The sequence below is a fragment of the Ensifer sp. ENS08 genome, assembly GCF_014852195.1.
GTDB lineage: Bacteria > Pseudomonadota > Alphaproteobacteria > Rhizobiales > Rhizobiaceae > Ensifer > Ensifer adhaerens.
This window is the reverse complement of the sequence record NZ_JACVBF010000006.1, coordinates 331,842-349,757: the sequence shown is the minus strand read 5'-3', so window position 1 is coordinate 349,757 and position 17,916 is coordinate 331,842. Positions and strand designations below refer to the sequence as shown.

Annotated in this window: 14 protein-coding genes and 1 pseudogene; 9 read left to right on the top strand and 6 right to left on the bottom strand. The window is 63.8% G+C overall.

Annotation, left to right across the window (positions count from 1 at the left end):
• Together IB272_RS17010 and recQ are read right to left on the bottom strand one after the other, a co-directional pair.
• Window positions 1-307 (bottom strand): annotated as a pseudogene (locus IB272_RS17010) (glycine C-acetyltransferase); the annotation flags it as partial.
• Between the two features lie 201 nt (window positions 308-508).
• Window positions 509-2,386, bottom strand: coding sequence for a DNA helicase RecQ (gene recQ / locus IB272_RS17005; RefSeq protein WP_034788661.1), 1,878 nt, complete (start codon window positions 2,384-2,386; stop codon window positions 509-511).
• A 191-nt stretch (window positions 2,387-2,577) separates the two neighbouring features.
• Here recQ and IB272_RS17000 point away from each other — a divergent pair, with 191 nt between their 5' ends.
• Entirely contained in the window at window positions 2,578-3,420 is an 843-nt protein-coding gene (locus IB272_RS17000; RefSeq protein WP_060581808.1) for a hypothetical protein, read from the top strand.
• Between the two features lie 54 nt (window positions 3,421-3,474).
• On the opposite strand, the gene dnaG is transcribed toward IB272_RS17000, so the two are convergent.
• Window positions 3,475-5,487 carry a DNA primase gene (gene dnaG, locus IB272_RS16995; RefSeq protein WP_034788664.1) on the bottom strand — a complete coding sequence of 671 codons (2,013 nt, stop codon included), beginning with the start codon at window positions 5,485-5,487 and terminating at the stop codon, window positions 3,475-3,477.
• Between the two features lie 215 nt (window positions 5,488-5,702).
• Between dnaG and IB272_RS16990 the strand changes: the two genes are divergently transcribed.
• A complete protein-coding gene (locus IB272_RS16990) occupies window positions 5,703-6,608 on the top strand; it encodes a hypothetical protein (RefSeq protein ID WP_060581785.1) in 906 nt (301 codons plus the stop codon).
• Between the two features lie 6 nt (window positions 6,609-6,614).
• On the opposite strand, the gene IB272_RS16985 is transcribed toward IB272_RS16990, so the two are convergent.
• On the bottom strand, window positions 6,615-7,064 hold the full coding sequence (locus IB272_RS16985; protein ID WP_034789028.1) for a GatB/YqeY domain-containing protein: 450 nt from the start codon (window positions 7,062-7,064) through the stop codon (window positions 6,615-6,617).
• A 326-nt stretch (window positions 7,065-7,390) separates the two neighbouring features.
• On the opposite strand from IB272_RS16985, the gene carA reads away from it, so the two are divergent.
• On the top strand, window positions 7,391-8,596 hold the full coding sequence (carA, locus tag IB272_RS16980) for a glutamine-hydrolyzing carbamoyl-phosphate synthase small subunit (protein ID WP_034788670.1): 1,206 nt from the start codon (window positions 7,391-7,393) through the stop codon (window positions 8,594-8,596).
• A gap of 82 nt (window positions 8,597-8,678) precedes the next feature.
• Here carA and IB272_RS16975 read toward each other — a convergent pair whose 3' ends face one another.
• Entirely contained in the window at window positions 8,679-9,569 is an 891-nt protein-coding gene (locus IB272_RS16975; protein ID WP_060581781.1) for a LysR substrate-binding domain-containing protein, read from the bottom strand.
• A gap of 116 nt (window positions 9,570-9,685) precedes the next feature.
• On the opposite strand from IB272_RS16975, the gene IB272_RS16970 reads away from it, so the two are divergent.
• From IB272_RS16970 to IB272_RS16960, 3 genes are all read left to right on the top strand, one after another.
• Window positions 9,686-10,447, top strand: coding sequence for an SDR family oxidoreductase (locus IB272_RS16970; RefSeq protein ID WP_192444576.1), 762 nt, complete (start codon window positions 9,686-9,688; stop codon window positions 10,445-10,447).
• On the top strand, window positions 10,429-11,352 hold the full coding sequence (locus IB272_RS16965; protein ID WP_348646792.1) for an NAD(P)-binding domain-containing protein: 924 nt from the start codon (window positions 10,429-10,431) through the stop codon (window positions 11,350-11,352). Before IB272_RS16970 ends, IB272_RS16965 begins: the two co-directional genes overlap by 19 nt.
• 165 nt (window positions 11,353-11,517) lie before the next feature.
• Window positions 11,518-11,823: a hypothetical protein gene (locus IB272_RS16960; RefSeq protein ID WP_060518687.1), complete on the top strand. Its 306-nt coding sequence runs from the start codon at window positions 11,518-11,520 to the stop codon at window positions 11,821-11,823.
• A 129-nt stretch (window positions 11,824-11,952) separates the two neighbouring features.
• Here the strand turns inward: IB272_RS16960 and IB272_RS16955 are convergent, their stop codons facing one another.
• Complete coding sequence (locus tag IB272_RS16955; protein ID WP_034788681.1) at window positions 11,953-13,155, bottom strand: pyridoxal phosphate-dependent aminotransferase; 1,203 nt, start codon at window positions 13,153-13,155, stop codon at window positions 11,953-11,955.
• 485 nt (window positions 13,156-13,640) lie between these two features.
• On the opposite strand from IB272_RS16955, the gene IB272_RS16950 reads away from it, so the two are divergent.
• From IB272_RS16950 to IB272_RS16940, 3 genes are all read left to right on the top strand, one after another.
• The gene (locus IB272_RS16950; protein ID WP_246810372.1) at window positions 13,641-15,968 is read left to right on the top strand and encodes a marine proteobacterial sortase target protein; all 2,328 of its coding nucleotides are present in this window, start codon (window positions 13,641-13,643) and stop codon (window positions 15,966-15,968) included.
• The gene (locus IB272_RS16945) at window positions 15,940-16,626 is read left to right on the top strand and encodes a class GN sortase (RefSeq protein ID WP_060581777.1); all 687 of its coding nucleotides are present in this window, start codon (window positions 15,940-15,942) and stop codon (window positions 16,624-16,626) included. The genes IB272_RS16950 and IB272_RS16945 overlap by 29 nt, the downstream gene beginning before the upstream one ends.
• 84 nt (window positions 16,627-16,710) lie before the next feature.
• Window positions 16,711-17,898: a PQQ-dependent sugar dehydrogenase gene (locus IB272_RS16940; protein ID WP_060518693.1), complete on the top strand. Its 1,188-nt coding sequence runs from the start codon at window positions 16,711-16,713 to the stop codon at window positions 17,896-17,898.
• Window positions 17,899-17,916: the final 18 nt, after the last annotated feature.

The following is a 17,916-nucleotide window of genomic DNA, read 5'->3' as shown; positions in this document are numbered from 1 at the left end:
CCAGCCCGAGGAAGGACGAAATGCGTGCCTCCAGCTGTCTATGCTCCTCCTGCGTGCCGCAGATGAAACGCACCGAGGCCATGCCGTAACCGTAACGGTCGAGCGCCTGTTTGCCGGCCTCGGCCAGCTCTTCACTGTCGGCAAGGCCGAGATAGTTGTTGGCGCAGAAATTGAGCACCCGCTCGCCCGAGGCGACCTTGATCTCACCTGCCTGCTTCGAGGTGATCACACGCTCCGACTTGTACAACCCGGCCGTCTTCAGGCCCTCGAGTTCTAAACGGAGATGGGTGAGGAAGGCTGAAGTCATGGCGCTCTCGCTTCAAGAAAACATCGCGTGCCTGACGAGTATCATGACGGCTTTTGACTTGCAGCAAAATCCGGCGCTCGGCCGAATCCAGCGTAAAAACGACAGGCCATTTCAAGGCGCGATGGCGGGCCGGACATATTATGTCGCAAAGCGCTTCGCCACAGACATTTTCCGACGACGGAGACGCGGGGCCTACCGCCATCACCCGTCGAGATACCCGTCGATGACCGCCAGAAATGCCTCGCCGTAGCGTTCGCGTTTGCTTTCGCCGATACCGGGAATGTCGAGCAGTTCATCGAGGTCGCGCGGGCGTTCCTTGGCAAGCGCAATCAAGGTCGCATCGGGGAAGACGACATAGGGCGGGACGTTCAGATCCTTGGCGATCGAGAAGCGCTCGGCGCGCAGCAGTTCGAAAAGTTCGAGATCGGACCCGGCCAGATCGGCCCGTTCGCGCTGCGATCCCGACTTGGCGCCGCGCGCCGCCTTGCCAGAGGTCGGGCGGTCCTTGCGGAAAAACACCTGGCGCTCGCGCTTGAACACCGCACGCGCCTCCGCCTCGAGCTTCATCGCGCCGAAGGCCGCGTGGTCGACGCTGATCAGGCCCGCCGCCAGCAATTGCCGGAAGACCGATTGCCAGGTGCGAGCCGGCAGGTCCTTGCCGGCGCCGAAGACGGGCATGTCGACATGGCCGAAGCGCTCGGTCTTCTCGTTGACCGTGCCCATGAGCACATCGACCACGTGGCCGGTGCCGAAGCGCTCGCCGGTGCGATAGACCGCGGCCAGCGCCTTGATCGCCGCTTCCGTCCCGTCCCAGGTCTCGACCGGCTTCAGACAGGTGTCGCAATGGCCGCAACGGCCGGGATGGGCCTCGCCGAAATGCGCAAGGATCGCCTGGCGGCGGCAGCCCGCCGTCTCGCAGATCGCGAGCAGCGCGTTGAGCTTGCCGCGCTCAATGCGCTTGATGTCATCCGCGGCCCCACCCTCGTCGATCATCCGGCGGCGCTGCAGCACATCGGCCATGCCATAGGCCATCCAGACCTCAGAGGGCTGCCCGTCACGACCGGCGCGTCCGGTCTCCTGGTAATAGGCCTCCACCGATCCCGGCAGGTCGAGATGGGCGACATAACGGACGTCGGGCTTGTCGATGCCCATGCCGAAGGCGACGGTCGCAACGAGGCAGAGGCTCTCTTCTTTCAGGAAGGCGTCCTGATGCCTGTCGCGGAGCGCGCGGTCCATGCCGGCATGATAGGGTAGCGCCCGGATGCCTTGTGCGTTCAGCCATTCGGCCGTGTCCTCGACCTTGGCGCGCGACAGGCAATAGACGATGCCGGAGGCCCCTTTGAAGCGGGAGAGAAAGCGCAGCAATTGCTGGCGCGGCTGGTCGCGCTCGACGATTTCATAGGCGATGTTCGGCCGGTCGAAGCTGGTGGTAAACACCTCGGCATTGCTGAGCGCTAGCCGCTCGACGATGTCGTCGCGGGTGTGCGGATCGGCGGTGGCGGTGAGCGCGATGCGCGGCACGCCGGGATAGCGCTCGGCTAGCAATCCGAGCGCGCGGTACTCGGGGCGGAAATCATGGCCCCATTGCGAAACGCAGTGCGCCTCGTCGATGGCAAAAAGCGCGATTCGGGCATTGCCTATGAGATCGGCGAAGCCGTCGGTGACGGTCCGCTCCGGCGTCACATAGAGAAGGTCGAGCGTGCCGTCGTGGATCTGGCGCCTGACCGCAATCGCCTCCTCGCGCGTCAGCGACGAATTCAGCGCAGCCGCATTGACGCCAAGCTGTTTCAGCGCCTCCACCTGATCGCGCATCAGCGCGATCAGCGGCGAGACGACGACACCCAATCCGGGCCGGCAGAGCGCCGGGATCTGGAAGCAGAGCGACTTGCCGGCGCCGGTCGGAAAGAGAACGACGGCATCGCCGCCAGCGGTCACATGCTCGACCACTGCCTGCTGCTTGCCGCGAAAGGCAGAATAGCCATAGACGCGTTTCAGCACGTCGAGCGGTGCCTGGCCGGCTTCGTCGAAGAGCTTGCTGGCAGCGCTTCTTGAGGGCGTCGCCCTTTCGACGAACTCCATCACATCTCCTTCGGGAATCAGCTTAGGCCATCATGGCCAGATGCGCAGGCAATGCCATAGCCCTTGCCGCAACTGAAGAGACAAGGGCTGTTTTTCCCCGTAGGCCCTGCTGCGCTTCACCGGGGATTGCCCCGACAGCTTGACCTTGATAACGCATCGGTACTTTAGTGGCGCGCAGAAATCGGGACGTGATTATGGCAAATATTCTAGCGGCGAGCGGCGGCGTCAAGCAGATCATCTGCATCAACTGGGGTACGAAGTACGGCGCACCGTTCATCAACCGGCTCTACGCCATGGTGGCGCGCAACATCACCCCGCCCTTCACCTTCACCTGCTTTACCGACAATCGCGACGGCCTGCGTCCGGAAATCCTCTGCGAGGATTTGCCGCCGCTGGATTTCACCGATATGCCGGTCAACACACCGGGCATCTGGCAGAAGTCACGGCTTTGGGGGCCGAAGCTTGGCTCCCTCAAAGGCCCGGTGCTGTTTCTCGATCTCGACATCGTCGTCGTCGGCTCACTGGACGCCTTCTTCGAAGAAGGTGAACCGGACGACATCATTCTCGCCCGCAATCAGACGACCCCCTTCGAGCGCCTCGGCCAGACCTCGGTTTTCCGCTTTCCGGTCGGCAAACTTGTGCCGCTGCAGCAGAAGTTCGGCGCCAACCCGCAGGCAATCGCCGACGAGTACCGGTTCGAACAGCGTTTCGTCACGCGCAATGCGCCCGGCGGCGTTAAGCTTTTCTCAAGACGCTGGGTCCTGCATTTTCGGCAGGACTGTCATTGGACCTTCCCGCTCAACTACTTCTTCGCGCCGCGCCTCCCAGCGGATGCACGCGTTGTGCTTTTCCCGCGCAGCCTGCTACCGCAGCACGCGATTGATGGGCAATACGGCTATCGCGGCCGCGTGGACACACCATTCGGTCATATTCGCCGCTTGTTTAACGGCGACCGCCGTGAGAAAAACCCGATCCGCTATCTGCGCTACTACATCCGCCCATCGCCGTGGGTTGCCGAGCATTGGCGCGAGTAGTCAACGTTCGGTCAAGATTGGATCGGTCTTGGGCGGGCAACCTAGCTTTTCGCTTTAGCGCGCCGCCGGCCCCTTCACGCGGCCTGAAAGCACGCCGAAGCCCTCGATGATCGCTTCCTGGTTTTCAAGCCGCGTCACTTCGTGCTGCACTTCCTGAAGCGTGCGCAAAAGCTGTGGCACGGCTTCAAGGTCGCCCTCCTCGGTCGCATGGGCCAGTTCGCGTTCGAGCTCGCGCACCTGCCAGTGCAATGCCTTCGAGCGCTGGTGCAGTGCCAGCGCCTGCAGATATCCTTCGCGGGCGTCCTCGGGCGCGGCCGCCGTTGTCGCGGTCCAGAGCCGCGCATAGCGGATCTGCTGGTCGATCGCGGCAATCAGCGCACCAAAACCCTCCGCCTGCAATTGTTCGAGCAGATCCTCGCGGTTCAACCGCGGCCCCTGCGCAGCCGCAGCGTTCAGCACCGCCGCCCAGCAGCGCTGCAGCTCGCGGTGGTCGAACTCGATCGTCGAGATCTCGTCATATTCGTCGAACAGCAATTGCGGATGGTTGACGATGGTGAGTGCCAGAACGCTCTCTCTCAGAAGCGGCGCCACCTGCTGTCCGCTGACCAGTGTCGAGCGCGCCAGCCGGTCGGAGATTGCCGTCGGCCCGCTCGCATTCGGCCCCCGTGGCTGACCAGCGCCGCGTGCTCCGCCGCCACCGCCCTGCCGGCCGCCGCGTTCAAACGGACGCCGCTCGCCCCGCCCTGCCCCTGAGGATTGCAGGAAGGCGTGAAGCCGGTCGCGCATGTCCTGGCCATAGTGCCGGCGCACGCTTTCGTCGGCGATCACGGATGTCACCTGCTTCAGCCGTGCTTCGAGCTCGGCGCGCTTTTCCGGCGTGTCGAAAGCGCCGCCCTGGATCTCGCGCTGCCAGACCATCTCGGCGAGCGAACGGGCGTTGGCGAGCACCTTGTCGAAGGGTCCACGGCCCTCCTGACGCACGAGGTCGTCGGGATCCTTCCCGTCCGGAAGCATGGCGAAGCGGACCGAACGGCCGGGCTTCAGATGCGGCAGCGCCAGGTCGACGCCGCGGTTTGCGGCACGAATGCCCGCCCCATCGCCGTCGAAGCAGAGCACCGGCTGCGACGTCATCTTCCACAAGAGATCGAGCTGGTTTTCGGTGAGCGCCGTGCCGAGCGGCGCAACGGCGTTTTCGACGCCCGCCTGATGCAGCGCGATCACGTCCATGTAGCCTTCGACGGCGATGATCGTTCCGGCCGCATCGTCCTGCCCGACGTCACGTGCGGCTCCTTGCGAAGCACGGCGCGCGCGGGCGAAATTGTAGAGCACGTTGCCCTTGTGGAAGAGCTCGGTCTCGTTCGAGTTCAGATACTTGGCCGGCGCGTCCGGTGACATGGCGCGGCCGCCAAACGCGATGACCTTCTCGCGCGACGACAGGATCGGGAACATGATGCGGTCGCGGAACCGGTCGTAGGAAACCGGCACGTCCGGCCCGTGCACAACGAGGCCGCAGGCCTCGATCTGTTCCTTGCCGACGCCCTTGCCGGCGAGATGTTCCTTGAGCGCGTTGCGGCTGTCGGGCGCGTAGCCCAAACGAAAGGTCTCGATCGTGCGCCCCGTCAGCCCGCGCTCGCGCAGATAGGCGCGCGCCTTGGCGCCGTTGGCCGTCTGGAGTTGGTCCTCGAAGTACGCGGTCGCCAGCTCCATCACGTCGAGAAGGCTTGTACGTTCCTTCTCCCGGCGCTCTGCCTGCGGATCCGGTTGCGGCATGGCAACGCCCGCCATGTCGGCGATCTGCTGCACGGCTTCGGGAAAGCTCAGGCCTTCGAGATCGGTCAGAAAGCGGAAGTGGTCACCCGAGACACCGCAGCCGAAGCAATGGTAGCGGCCCTTGCGGTCCTCGCAGTGAAAGCTCGGCGACTTCTCGCCGTGAAAGGGGCAGCAGGCCCAATAGTCGCCGCGCGAGACGTTGGTCTTGCGCCGGTCCCAGCTAACGCGCTTGGCAATCACGTCCGAAATCGGAACGCGATCGCGTATCTCGTCAAGAAAGGACTGTGAAAAGCGCATGGATACCTCTGGTCGATCCTCCATATAGGCGGCATGGCCGGCGGGCGCTACAACAGTGATCCTGCTTGCACGCTATTCACAGGAGCGAAACGGGAATCGCACGCCGGACGCCCAATCAAAAGTTGTGTATGAATATTTTCTGAAGACCCAAAGTAGCACTTGACACCCCTTTGACGAAAAGGATCAATTCGCCGTCTCGAATTGGATCACTTGCCATGGCCATTTCCGTCAAAGTGCTCGCCTGCAGTCCGGCTTTCTTCGGCGCGGTGCTGAGCTATGCGCGCGGCATGGTGGAGATGTATGCGGCAAACCCGCGGCTCGCCTCGATCTTTGCCTCGCAGCAGCGCTGGCTGATGGCCCAATCCGGGCTTGCACTTTATCACGACCGCGAACCGGATGATCCCTCGAGCGGCCTCTACAGCGGCCGTTTCATCAACTATGCCGTCATGCACGGGATCGCCAGTCGCAACACCGCGGCATCCTTCGTGCAGGAAATGGTTACCTACCGCTTCGCCCGCTACATCACGGTGCAGCCCGACAAGCGCAGCCGGCCGCTGGAGCCTACCGAGGCAGCACTCGACTATGTCTGGAAATGGATGCAGTCCCATCTGGCCATTCTCGACGCCTTCGATGGCCAGTCGCGGCTGGCACGCCTAAGCGAAGAGCAGGACCAGTTCGGCCGGCTGCAGGCCGCCGTCGCCCACGCGCTTGTCGGCAACGACACGGTCCGTCGTCCAGGCCCGACCTTCGACCTCTTTACCTGGGTCAATTCCGGGGGCGTGGTGATGGACGATCTCTTTTCCCGCATCGGCGCCTTCGACCCCGAGGCGGAGCGCCTCGCCATCGGGCCGGTTTCGCCGAGCGATCTCAGCGAACGCTTCATCATCTCCAAGACCCACCTCAAGCGGATCTTCGACAAGGCAGCCCTTTTGGGCAATATGGGGTGGGAGCGGTCGCCCGGACGCGGCGCGGTCTGGCTGTCCAAAGCCTTCATCCGTGAATACTGGGATTACCAGGCGGAGAAGTTCGCGCTCATCGATCGCGCATTTGAAGCGACGTTTCCGGCGAAAGCCGAGGTGGCGGCGCCCGTCTTATCGCAACGGGCGGCGGCACTGACTTGAGCGGAACTACTTGAGCAGTTCCTTCACCAGGCCGGAGGCCTTGGCGAAGTCCATCTGGCCGGGGTAGCGCTCCTTGAGCACGTTCATGCACTTGCCCATATCACGCAGGCCATGTGCGCCGGTTTCGGCGATGACCGAGGCGCAGAGTTCCTTCACCTTTGCCTCCGGAAGCTGGGCCGGCAGGAACTGGTTGATGATGACGATTTCCTCACGCTCCTGCGCGGCAAGCTCCGGCCGGCCGGCGTCGTCGTAGATACGAGCCGATTCTTCGCGCTGCTTGATCATCTTGGCGAGGATCTGAAGGATGTCGTCATCGCTGACCGGGTCCTTGCCGAGGCCCCGATTGGCAATGTCCCGATCCTTGATCGCCGCCTGGATCAGCCGCACGGTCGAGGTACGCCGTGCGTCCTTGGCTTTGAGGGCTTCCTTCAGTGCGTTAGCGAACAGGTCGCGCATGTCCATACTCCATGTCAAAACCGGCCCGCGGTGCTCTGCCCGGAACCGGTTCGAAACCATCATTGTTGTCGTCGTCTTAAACCAGTGTGACAGGCGCAATCAAACGGAATACGCAACCGCTTGAATTATAAGGAATTTTATTTCCCGACAATTCACAGCGGCCGGTTGACCCGGCTAAGCGCTTTGGGTATTTTCCCGCACCTGCACAACATCGGCATGAGAGCACTTTTCCGCGGGGTTTCCGCGCGTCCATGCCTGAGCAAAGAAATGGCGATCGACTGCCGGGCTTTCAAGCCCCCGCTTCGCGCCGCAACGGGATAGGAACGATGACCGCGACACCCGCATGGACCACTGAAAAACCAACCGCACTGCTCGTTCTGGCCGACGGCACCGTAATCGAGGGCAAGGGCATCGGCGCGACCGGCAAAGTGCAGGCGGAGGTCTGCTTCAACACGGCGCTGACGGGCTACCAGGAAATTCTGACGGACCCCTCCTATCTCGGCCAGATCGTCACCTTCACCTTCCCGCACATCGGCAACATCGGCGCCAATGACGAAGACATCGAAGACCTGACGCCGGCAGCACGCCACGGCGCGGTCGGCGTCATCTTCAAGGCCGACATCACCGAGCCGTCCAACTACCGCGCCGCCAAGCACCTCGACGCCTGGCTGAAGGCCCGCGGCATCATCGGCCTTTGCGGCATCGACACCCGCGCGCTCACCGCCTGGATCCGCGAAAACGGCATGCCGAACGCCGTCATCGCCCACGACCCCTCGGGCGTCTTCGACATCGAGACGCTGAAGAAGGAAGCCAAGGCCTGGAGCGGCCTTGAGGGCCTCGACCTTGCCAAGGTCGCGACCTCCGGCCAGTCGTCGCGCTGGGACGAGCAGCCCTGGGTCTGGAACGAAGGTTATTCGACGCTCGGCGAAACCGATGCCGCCTACCATATCGTCGCGCTCGACTACGGCGTGAAGCGCAACATCCTGCGCCTCTTTGCCGGCCTCAACGCCCGCGTCACGGTCATGCCGGCCACGACCAGCGCCGACGAAGTGCTGGCGCAGAAGCCGGATGGCATCTTCCTGTCGAACGGCCCCGGCGACCCGGCAGCAACCGGAAAATACGCCGTGCCGGTCATCCAGGACCTGCTCAAGACCGACATCCCGGTCTTCGGCATCTGCCTCGGCCACCAGATGCTGGCGCTGGCACTCGGCGGCAAGACCGAAAAGATGCACCAGGGCCACCACGGCGCCAACCATCCGGTCAAGGACCACACCACCGGCAAGGTCGAGATCGTCTCGATGAACCACGGCTTCGCGGTGGATTCGAAGTCGCTGCCGCAGGGCGTTGATGAGACTCACATTTCGCTCTTCGACGGCACCAATTGCGGCCTGCGCGTCGCCGGCAAGCCGGTGTTCTCGGTCCAGCACCACCCGGAAGCCTCCCCCGGCCCGCAGGACAGCCACTATCTCTTCCGCCGCTTCATGAACCTCGTGCGCGAGAAGAAGGGCGAACCGGCGCTCGCAGAGCGCTAAGCGACCGACCGAGACAAGCTTCGAAGGCCCGCTCCGAGCGGGCCTTTTCTTTTCGAGCATGCGCCTTCGCTGCCGCCCAGCCTCACTCTCCTGGCAGATGCGTGACGATGAAGTCGACGACGGCGCGAACCGACGGCAGTTGCCCGCGCCGATGCGGCATCAACAGCGTCGTCGTCACGCTGCCTGCCTCCCAATCGGCAAGCACACGCACAAGACTTCCAGCCTCGATTGCCGCCCGACAGATCTTTCTCGGTAGCGCGGTGATGCCAAGACCGGAGACGGCGGCCTCGAGCAACACGCTGGATTCGTCTGCGAGGAACCGCGGCATGGGGCGCACCCTGACGACCACGCCCGCGTCGTTGCGCATCGTCCATCCCTCCGAGGTCAGGGAGGCCAGCAGCCCGTCGTGGCGCGAAAGGTCGCTCGGTTCGCGCGGGTGCCCGCGATTTTCCAGGTAGGCGGGCGCTGCCACGAGCAGGATGGCATCGTTTGCCACCCGCCGCTGCACCATGCCGGAATCGGGCAGCGGTGCGAAGTGATCGCGCACCGCGATGTCGAAGCCCTCCTGCACCACATCGACGAAGCGGTCCGTCGCGTGCAGCATCACCCGCATCTTGGGATAGGCCTGCGCCAGCGGCGGCAGCAGCCCCGCCAGCATCATCTGAGCCGTCGGCACAGAGGCGGTGATCCTCACCGTTCCGCTCGGTTCGGCAAGGCGCCCCTTGACGATGGCTTCGGCCGCCTCCGCCTCTATCAACATCGCCGAGGCATGCCGGTAGAAATCCTCGCCTATCTCCGTCACGGTGAAGCGACGCGAAGTTCGGTTGATCAGCCGGACGCCAAGCGTCTTTTCCAGCTCGGCCACGCGCTTGCTCAGCGTCGATTTCGGCACGTTCAGCGCCCGCGCCGCCGGCGCGAACCCCTTGTGATCGACCACATGGGCAAAGACGATGAAGTCGTTGAGATTGCGCATCACGGGCCTCCAATGTCTACAAACGTGGACGATACATCCACGTTTTCCCGTCTTACACAATATCGTCCACGAAATTATCTCTTCCTCATCGAAGCCTGATATCGAAGGAAAAGACAATGGGTATCTATCAAGACAAGAAAGCCGTCGTCATCGGCGGCACGCATGGCATGGGTCTGGCGACGGTCGAGCGGCTCGTCGACGGCGGCGCCGAGGTGCTTCTGACCGGAAACAACGAAGAGAACCTCGCCCGAATCCAGCAGCGCTTCGGCGACCGCGTTCATGCGTTAAAGTCAGATATCGCCGATCTCGGCGAGATCGCTGTACTCGGGGCGACGGTCGGGCAGAAGCTGGGTTCGATCGATCTCCTGCACGTCAACGCCGGCACATCGTTGCTCGAGCCCTTCGACCAGGTGACGGAGGCCTCCTATGATCGCCAGTTCACCATCAACACCAAGGGTGCCTTTTTCACCGTCCAGCGGCTGGCGCCTCTGATCCGCGACGGCGGCTCGATCGTCTTTACCTCGTCGGTTGCTGATGTCGGCGGCCATCCGGGAATGGCGGTCTATAGCGGCAGCAAGGCGGCGCTGATCTCGTTTGCCTCCGTCTTTGCCGCCGAGCTTCTGCCGCGCGGCATAAGGGTCAACTCGGTCAGCCCCGGCTTCATCGATACGCCGACCAAGGGCGTGGCGGGCGTCACCGACGCCGAACGTGCCGAGTTCAAGGCGCTCGGCGATGCGATCACCCCGATGGGCCGCAACGGCACGGCGGACGAAGTCGCCCGCGCCGTGCTGTTCCTCGCCTTCGATGCCACCTTCACCACCGGCGCCCGCCTCACCGTCGACGGTGGCCTCGGCCAGCAATTGTCGCCGGCGGCCTGAAGCGGGCCAGAGCGGGGAACCAGGAGCGGAGAAACACGATGTCCAAATCCATCGCCATCATCGGCCTCGGCGCCATGGGCACGGCACTTGCCAAAACCCTCATCGACGCGGGCAACACCGCCACCGTCTGGAACCGTACGTCCGCGCGGGCCGACGCGCTGGTTGCCCGCGGCGCTCGCCGGGCAGCAACGGTCACCGAAGCCATTGCGGCCAGCGATATCCTCATCCTATGCCTCACCGACTACGCCGCCGTCGAAACGACGCTGGCAGATGTCGGCCCCATGCTCGCAGGCAAGACCGTCATCAACCTCACCAACGGTCGCCCGGATGAAGTCCGGGCGGTCGCGGCCCGCCTTGAAGCGTACGGCGCACGCTATCTCGACGGAGGAATCATGGCGACGCCGCCGATGATCGGCACACCGGATGCCTTCATTCTCTATAGTGGCAGCGCCGATGCTTTCGAAAAAACCAGGGAGCAATTGGCCGCCTTCGGCCAGAGCCACTATCTCGGCGAGGATCCTGTTCTCGCCGCGGTCAGCGACCTCGCCTTGCTGTCGGCGATGTACGGTCTCTTCGGCGGCTATCTGCACGCAACGGCGCTCGCCGGCAGCGTCGGCTTCACCGCGAAGCAGTTCCTGCCGCTGGTCGAGCCCTGGCTTGCCGCGATGATGACGGCGCTGCCTGATTATGCCGAACGGATCGACAGCGGCGACCACGCTCGCGACGTGATGTCGAACCTCTCAATGCAGTCGGTGGCGATCACCAACATCGTTGCCGCAAGCCGCAGCCTGGGCATCGATCCGGCCTTCATGGAGCCGATCGAAAGGCTGGCAAAAAAGCGCCTCGCCGCCGGCTTTGGCAGCGACGAGGCCTCCGGCCTCATCGAGGCGATGCGGGGCAAATAGAGGGCGGCCCCAGCGGTGCGGATGCAAACGCACGCCGATGATGCTCGCCAACGCGCCGCAAGCAAACAACAAGCAGATGGCCCGCGGTCGAAACGCCGCGGGCCATCTGCTTGTTGTTGACCCTCGGCCACCCTTCGCGCATCCTCACCGCAACTGGAGGTGACGATGATTACAGGTCCACAGTGCCGCGCCGCCAGGGCGCTGATCGAAATTTCGCGCGAAATGCTTTCAAGCTTTTCCGGCGTCGACGAGGAGACGATCCTCAAGTTCGAGCGCAAGCTGGAGAAACCCGGCGACGCCGTGATCCTCTCGTTGAAGCATGCGCTCGAAAATGCCGGCGCGGTGTTTCTGCCGGAGGGCGAACGCGGCATCGGCGTACGGCTGAAGTTCACCCGCTCCGAGGCCCGCCGCCTCTCGATCCTCGAAAGCGAGGGTGGCATCGTTGGCGACGATGAGGTTCCCGGCGCCTGAGAATGAAACCTGATTTCAAGGCTTTAGCCGGCTGACTTGAATCAGTATAGCCAACGGTTGAATCGCTTTGCGAACGAAAAAACCCGCCGTTGCCGGCGGGGTCTTTTTTTGAAAGACGGTCGCCCGCGCTTACTTGCAGGCGGCGCAGAAACGCTGGATGCGGCGGCAGGCTTCCTCGAGCTGGGCTTCCGAGGTCGCATAGGAGATGCGGAAGTTCGGGCCGAGGCCGAAGGCCGAACCGTGGACGACGGCGACGCCTTCGGATTCCAGCAGTTCCGACACGAAGTCTTCGTCCGTCTCGATGACCTTGCCCGACGGCGCGGTCTTGCCGATCAAGCCGGCGCAGGACGGATAGACGTAGAAGGCGCCTTCGGGCGTCGGGCACGAAATGCCCTTGGCCTGGTTCAGCATCGACACGACGAGATCGCGGCGGCCTTCGAAGATCTTCTTGTTTTCGGGAATGAAGTCCTGCGTGCCGTTCAGCGCCTCGACGGCCGCCCACTGGGCGATCGAGGTGGCGCCCGAGGTCTGCTGGCCCTGGATCATGTCCATGGCCTTGATCAACTGCAGCGGGCCGGCGGCGTAGCCGATGCGCCAGCCGGTCATGGCATAGGCCTTGGAGACGCCGTTCATCGTCAGCGTGCGGTCATAGAGACCGGGCTCGACCTCGACCGGGGTCGCGAACTTGAAGTCGCCATAGGTCAGGTGCTCGTACATGTCGTCGGTGAGGATCCAGACATGCGGGTGCTTCATCAGCACGTCGGTCAGCGCCTTCAGCTCGGCATGGCTGTAGGCGGCACCCGACGGGTTGGACGGCGAGTTGAAGATGAACCACTTGGTCTTCGGCGTGATCGCCTTGTCCAGATCTTCGGCCTTGAGCTTGAAGTTGTTTTCCTGCTTGGTCGAAACCGTCACCGGCGTACCACCGCACAGCGCCACCATTTCCGGGTAGGAAACCCAGTAGGGTGCAGGGATCACGACTTCATCGCCGGCGTTCAGGGTCGCCATGAAGGCGTTGAAAAGAATCTGCTTTCCGCCGGTGCCGACGATCGTCTGGGCGGCGGTGTAGTCGAGGTTGTTCTCGCGCTTGAACTTCTTGGCGATCGCTTCGCGCAGTTCCGGAATGCCGGAGACCGGCGTGTACTTCGTCTCGCCGCGATTGATCGCGTCGATGGCGGCCTTCTTGATATTGTCGGGCGTATCAAAGTCCGGCTCCCCGGCGCCAAGGCCGATGACATCGCGGCCTTTCGCTTTCAGCTCACGGGCTTTCTGCGAAACGGCGATGGTGGCGGAAGGCTTTACACGGGAAAGGGCATCGGCAAGGAAGGCCATGGGTGAAGGTCCTGATCGTTTCGAGACGAGGTGATCGCTACGGAACGAAAAGGCAGGCTCCATAGCGGTTAGGTCTATGTCGAAAGACGCCCGGTCTTGCAAGCGCCGGATAGGCAAAAACGCCGGAAACACGGGCAAAAAGCGTCACCATGACAAAGTTTCATGAATGCGATCAGCATCGTCGATCGGAGGTCGCGACACCGAGCGATGCATCACCGTCCGTCGAGCGCCGACAAAACGGATTGTGGCACCCGTTCGAACGGCCACGAAACGTAACGGCCAGAAACGGTTGGTGATCGCGATTTATTCAAAAAAATCAGCGCAATCCCGCAATTTTTCAAATGCCATAATTTAGCCACCACAACTGTCGCGGAACGCCGCAATTCCGTCCAGCAACAGCCGGTTTCCGGGCTTTTCCTTCGATGATCCGAACACATTCGCATTACGGGGGTTATGCAATGTTTCTCGACGACGAAATCGCTTCCATGAAGACACGGCAGAGCGAAGCGCGCTGGGGCATGTACCTGGCGCTCGCAGCCCTTGCCGCCTGCATCCTGATGTTCATCGGCCTGATGACCCAGGCGACCGCGCAAACTGCTGATGCCAAGCCGCCGCAGCTGGCGGGCTACGTTCGCCCCAACGACATCGGCACCGGCGCCCTGCTCTTTCCGTCGAAGGAGCCGGGCTATTTCGTCGAGGCGCCGCGCCTTGCGACCGACGTTCAGATCGACGTCAACGGCCCGATCATGCGCACCCGCGTCACCCAGCGCTTCGAGAACCCGAGCAAGGGCTGGGTTGAGGGCACCTATGTCTTTCCCCTGCCCGAGGATTCGGCCGTCGACACGCTGAAGATGCAGATCGGCGACCGCTTCATCGAGGGTGAGATCAAGGCGCGTGAGGCGGCCAGGGAGATTTACGAGCAGGCAAAGGCCGAGGGCAAGAAGGCAGCGCTTCTCGAACAGCAGCGCCCGAACATCTTCACCAACCAGGTCGCCAATATCGGTCCCGGCGAAACGGTCGTCGTGCAGATCGAGTACCAGAGCGCGGTCCGCCAATCGAACGGCCTCTATTCGCTGCGTTTCCCCATGGTCGTGGCGCCGCGCTACAACCCGCAGCCGATCGTTCAGACCGTCGATCTCGACAGCCGCACCGGCTATGCCGTCAGCGACCCGGTCCCCGACCGCGAGAAGATCGAAGCGCCGGTCCTCGACCCCAAAGAGAACGCCAGGATCAACCCCGTCACACTGACGGTGAACCTCAAGGCCGGCTTCCCGCTCGGCGAAGTGAAATCAGGCTACCACGACGTCGATATCGCCAATCTTGACGATCTCAGCCGCCGCGTGACTCTGAAGGGCGACAGCGTGCCTGCCGATCGCGACTTCGAGCTCACCTGGAAGGCGATCGAGGGCAAGAGCCCCTATGCCGGCCTGTTCCGCGAAACGGTCGGCGGCAAGACCTATCTGCTCTCGTTTGTCACCCCGCCGGCAGCAGCAAACGAGGCTGACGCCAAGCCGGTCAAGCGCGAGATCGTCTTCGTCATCGACAATTCCGGCTCCATGGCCGGCCCGTCGATGGAGCAAGCCAAGGAGAGCCTGGCGCTCGCGATCTCCAGGCTGAAGCCCGAGGACCGTTTCAACGTCATCCGCTTCGACGACACCATGTCGGTGCACTTTCCCGAGCTGGTCGAAGCGACACCGGACAAGCGGGAGGACGCAATCGCCTATGTGCGCGGCCTGACAGCCGATGGCGGCACCGAGATGCTGCCAGCGCTGGAAGCGGCCCTCCGCACGCAAGGACCGGTACAGCCCGGCGCGCTTCGCCAGGTGGTCTTCCTGACCGACGGCGCGATCGGCAACGAGACGCAGCTTTTCGAGGAGATCCAGAAGAACCGCGGCGAGGCTCGCGTCTTCACCGTCGGCATCGGCTCTGCTCCGAACAGCCACTTCATGACCAAGGCGGCCGAATATGGCCGCGGCACCTTCACGCTGATCGGCTCGGAGAGCGAGGTCGCCGCGCGCATGGGCGAGCTTTTCACCAAGCTCGAGAGCCCCGCAATGACCGATATCGCCGCGAGCTTCGAGGGCGCCTCGGCGAGCGACATCACCCCCAACCCGATGCCCGATCTTTATCGCGGCGAGCCCGTGGTGCTGACGGCCGAACTCGACGGCACCGCACCCGAAGGCAAGCTGCAGATCCTCGGCAAGGCCGGCGACCAGCCCTGGCGGGTGGAGATGGACATCGCCAAGGCCTCGACCGGCGAAGGCATCGCCAAGCTCTGGGCGCACCGCAAGATCGACGACCTCGAGGCGAGCGCGTCGACGATCGCCGACCCGGCGACCCTCGACAAGCGGATCGAGACCGTGGCACTTGCCCACCATCTGGTCTCCCGCGTGACCAGCCTCGTTGCCGTCGACGCGACGCCGTCGCGGCCCGCCAGCGAGAACCTGAGCGAAACGAAGCTGCCGCTCAATCTCCCCGCCGGCTGGGACTTCGGAAAGGTCTTCGGCGAAGCCCCTGTCGAGACTGTCCCCGGCAAAGTCGACGAACGTGACGCCGCGCTCGAAAGCCGAACCAAGCTTGCGATGGTCACGGCCGACCGCATGCTGGCCGCACCGACGGCGCGGGCGGCAGGTCTGCTCGCGGAAGCCAACAACCAGGTCGCCCTGCCGCAGACGGCAACGGAGGCCGACAAGCAGATCCTGATCGGCCTGATGCTGCTCGTCTTCGCTCTGCTTGCCGGCACGACCTTTGTCTACTGGCGGGCGCCGATCGCCGCCGTCGTGCTTGCCGGAGTGCGCCGCCGTGGCCGCTGACAAGGATCAGTCCGAGCCACGGCCGGGCTTTCTCGCCCGCCTCTCGGCGGTCGAAACGATCGTGCTCGCGATCATCTCGCTCATCGCCCTTGCCGGTCTGCTTCTGATCGGCAAGGGCTTCTACATGAAGGCCAAGGCCGAGGTCTCGCAGGTGCTTCTGAAGCGTACCTTCGAGGCGCAGCTGCACGGCAACCCGGATGGCAAGCCCTGGCCCTGGGCCGATTTTCAGACAGCCGCGGAAATCTCGGCGCCACGGATCAACCGCTCGGCGATCGTGCTCCAAGGCGCAAGCGGCGAAGCGCTGGCCTTCGGGCCCGCCTGGTTGACGACGACGCCGCTCCCCGGCGACGAAGGTACCTCGGTCATCGCCGCCCATCGCGACACGCATTTTCGCTGGCTGAAGGACGTCAACCCCGGCGACCTTCTGGTGCTGACCCGCAAGGACGGCCGCCGCTTCCTGTTTAGGGCCGGCGAAAGCCGGGTTGCCCGCTGGGACGAAAGCGGCATCAACGCGTCCGCCAGCGGCCACCATCTGGCGCTCGCCACCTGCTGGCCCTTCGACGCGATCGAGCAGGGACCGATGCGCTACATCGTCGATGCAGAACTCATCGGCGAACAGCGTCCGGTACCGCTGACGACGGGCTCGATCTCGAAATAAACCGCTTTTGATCGGATGTGACTTGAACCGCTCCGTCGATCGCCCCAGCTTGCCTGCTGAACGAGTCGGTGCGGGAGAAACGGAATGCGGCATACGGGCGCTGGAACATCGGGACGGGCGGGCAAACGGTCGCGTGCGGTCGGAATCCTGGCCGTGTCCGTTGCGCTGGCAACGTTTGCTCCTCCGAGCGCCGGGGCACAGGATGCCCGCGAGTTTCCCAGCGAGCACGGTACCGTGCGTGTCGAGACGCTCGCGACCGGGCTTGAACACCCCTGGTCCGTCGAGGCACTCCCCGATGGCGGCCTGATCGTCAGTGAGCGGCCGGGTCGGCTGCGGATCCTGCGCGACGGCAAGCTCTCGAAACCGCTGACGGGCGTGCCCGAGGTCGCCGAGCGTGGCCAGGGCGGCCTGCTCGACATCGCGCTCGATCCCCGTTTTGCAGAAACCCGGACGCTCTACTTGACGATGGCTGCCAACGGCAAAGGCGGCTACGGCACCGTCGTCGTACGGGCAAAACTCGCCGCCGACGGAACCGGGCTTATCGACGTCAAGGAGCTCTTCCGGATGAGCAAGTTTACCGGCAAGGGCCAGCATTTCGGCTCGCGCATCGCAATCGCTCCCGATGGCAGCCTTTTCTTCGGCATCGGCGATCGCGGCGAAGGCGACCGGGCGCAGGACCCGCGCGATCATGCCGGCGCCATCCTGCATATCAATGCCGACGGCAGCGTTCCCGGATCGAACCCTTATGGCGGCGGCACCGGCGGCCTGCCGGAGATCTGGTCGAAGGGCCACCGCAATCCTCAAGGGATCGCCTTCGATCCGAAGGACGGCACGCTTCTGACGGTCGAGCACGGCGCGCGCGGCGGCGACGAGATCAACAATCCGAAGCCCGGCCACAATTACGGCTGGCCCGTCATTACCTACGGCAAGGACTATTCCGGCGCCGAGATCGGCGAAGGCACGGCGAAAGAAGGCCTCGATCAGCCGCTCTTCTATTGGGATCCCTCGATCGCGCCTGGCGCGCTTGCCGTCTATCGCGGCGAGATGTTTCCCGAATGGGATGGCGATCTTCTGGTGGCGGCGCTGAAGTACCAGTTGCTCGCCCGGCTCGAACGCGACGACAGCGGCGCGATCGGCTCCGAGGAGCGGCTGTTCGACGGCGAATTCGGCCGCATCCGTGACGTCGTCGTGGCACCCGACGGCGCCTTGCTGATGGTGACGGACGAGGAAGACGGCGCCGTGCTCAGGGTCTCCAAGGCGGCGACGCAATAGCCGGCGCGCGCCGCATGT

Excerpts from the sequence above, each read along its gene's own strand:
- IB272_RS16940 (WP_060518693.1), top strand. The coding sequence starts at position 16,711 with ATGCGGCATACGGGCGCTGGAACATCGGGACGGGCGGGCAAACGGTCG.
- carA (WP_034788670.1), top strand. The coding sequence starts at position 7,391 with ATGACCGCGACACCCGCATGGACCACTGAAAAACCAACCGCACTGCTC.
- IB272_RS16985 (WP_034789028.1), bottom strand. The coding sequence starts at position 7,064 with ATGCGCGACCTGTTCGCTAACGCACTGAAGGAAGCCCTCAAAGCCAAG.
- IB272_RS16970 (WP_192444576.1), top strand. The coding sequence starts at position 9,686 with ATGGGTATCTATCAAGACAAGAAAGCCGTCGTCATCGGCGGCACGCAT.
- recQ (WP_034788661.1), bottom strand. The coding sequence starts at position 2,386 with ATGGAGTTCGTCGAAAGGGCGACGCCCTCAAGAAGCGCTGCCAGCAAG.
- IB272_RS16955 (WP_034788681.1), bottom strand. The coding sequence starts at position 13,155 with ATGGCCTTCCTTGCCGATGCCCTTTCCCGTGTAAAGCCTTCCGCCACC.
- dnaG (WP_034788664.1), bottom strand. The coding sequence starts at position 5,487 with ATGCGCTTTTCACAGTCCTTTCTTGACGAGATACGCGATCGCGTTCCG.
- IB272_RS16950 (WP_246810372.1), top strand. The coding sequence starts at position 13,641 with ATGAAGACACGGCAGAGCGAAGCGCGCTGGGGCATGTACCTGGCGCTC.
- IB272_RS16960 (WP_060518687.1), top strand. The coding sequence starts at position 11,518 with ATGATTACAGGTCCACAGTGCCGCGCCGCCAGGGCGCTGATCGAAATT.
- IB272_RS16990 (WP_060581785.1), top strand. The coding sequence starts at position 5,703 with ATGGCCATTTCCGTCAAAGTGCTCGCCTGCAGTCCGGCTTTCTTCGGC.
- IB272_RS16975 (WP_060581781.1), bottom strand. The coding sequence starts at position 9,569 with ATGCGCAATCTCAACGACTTCATCGTCTTTGCCCATGTGGTCGATCAC.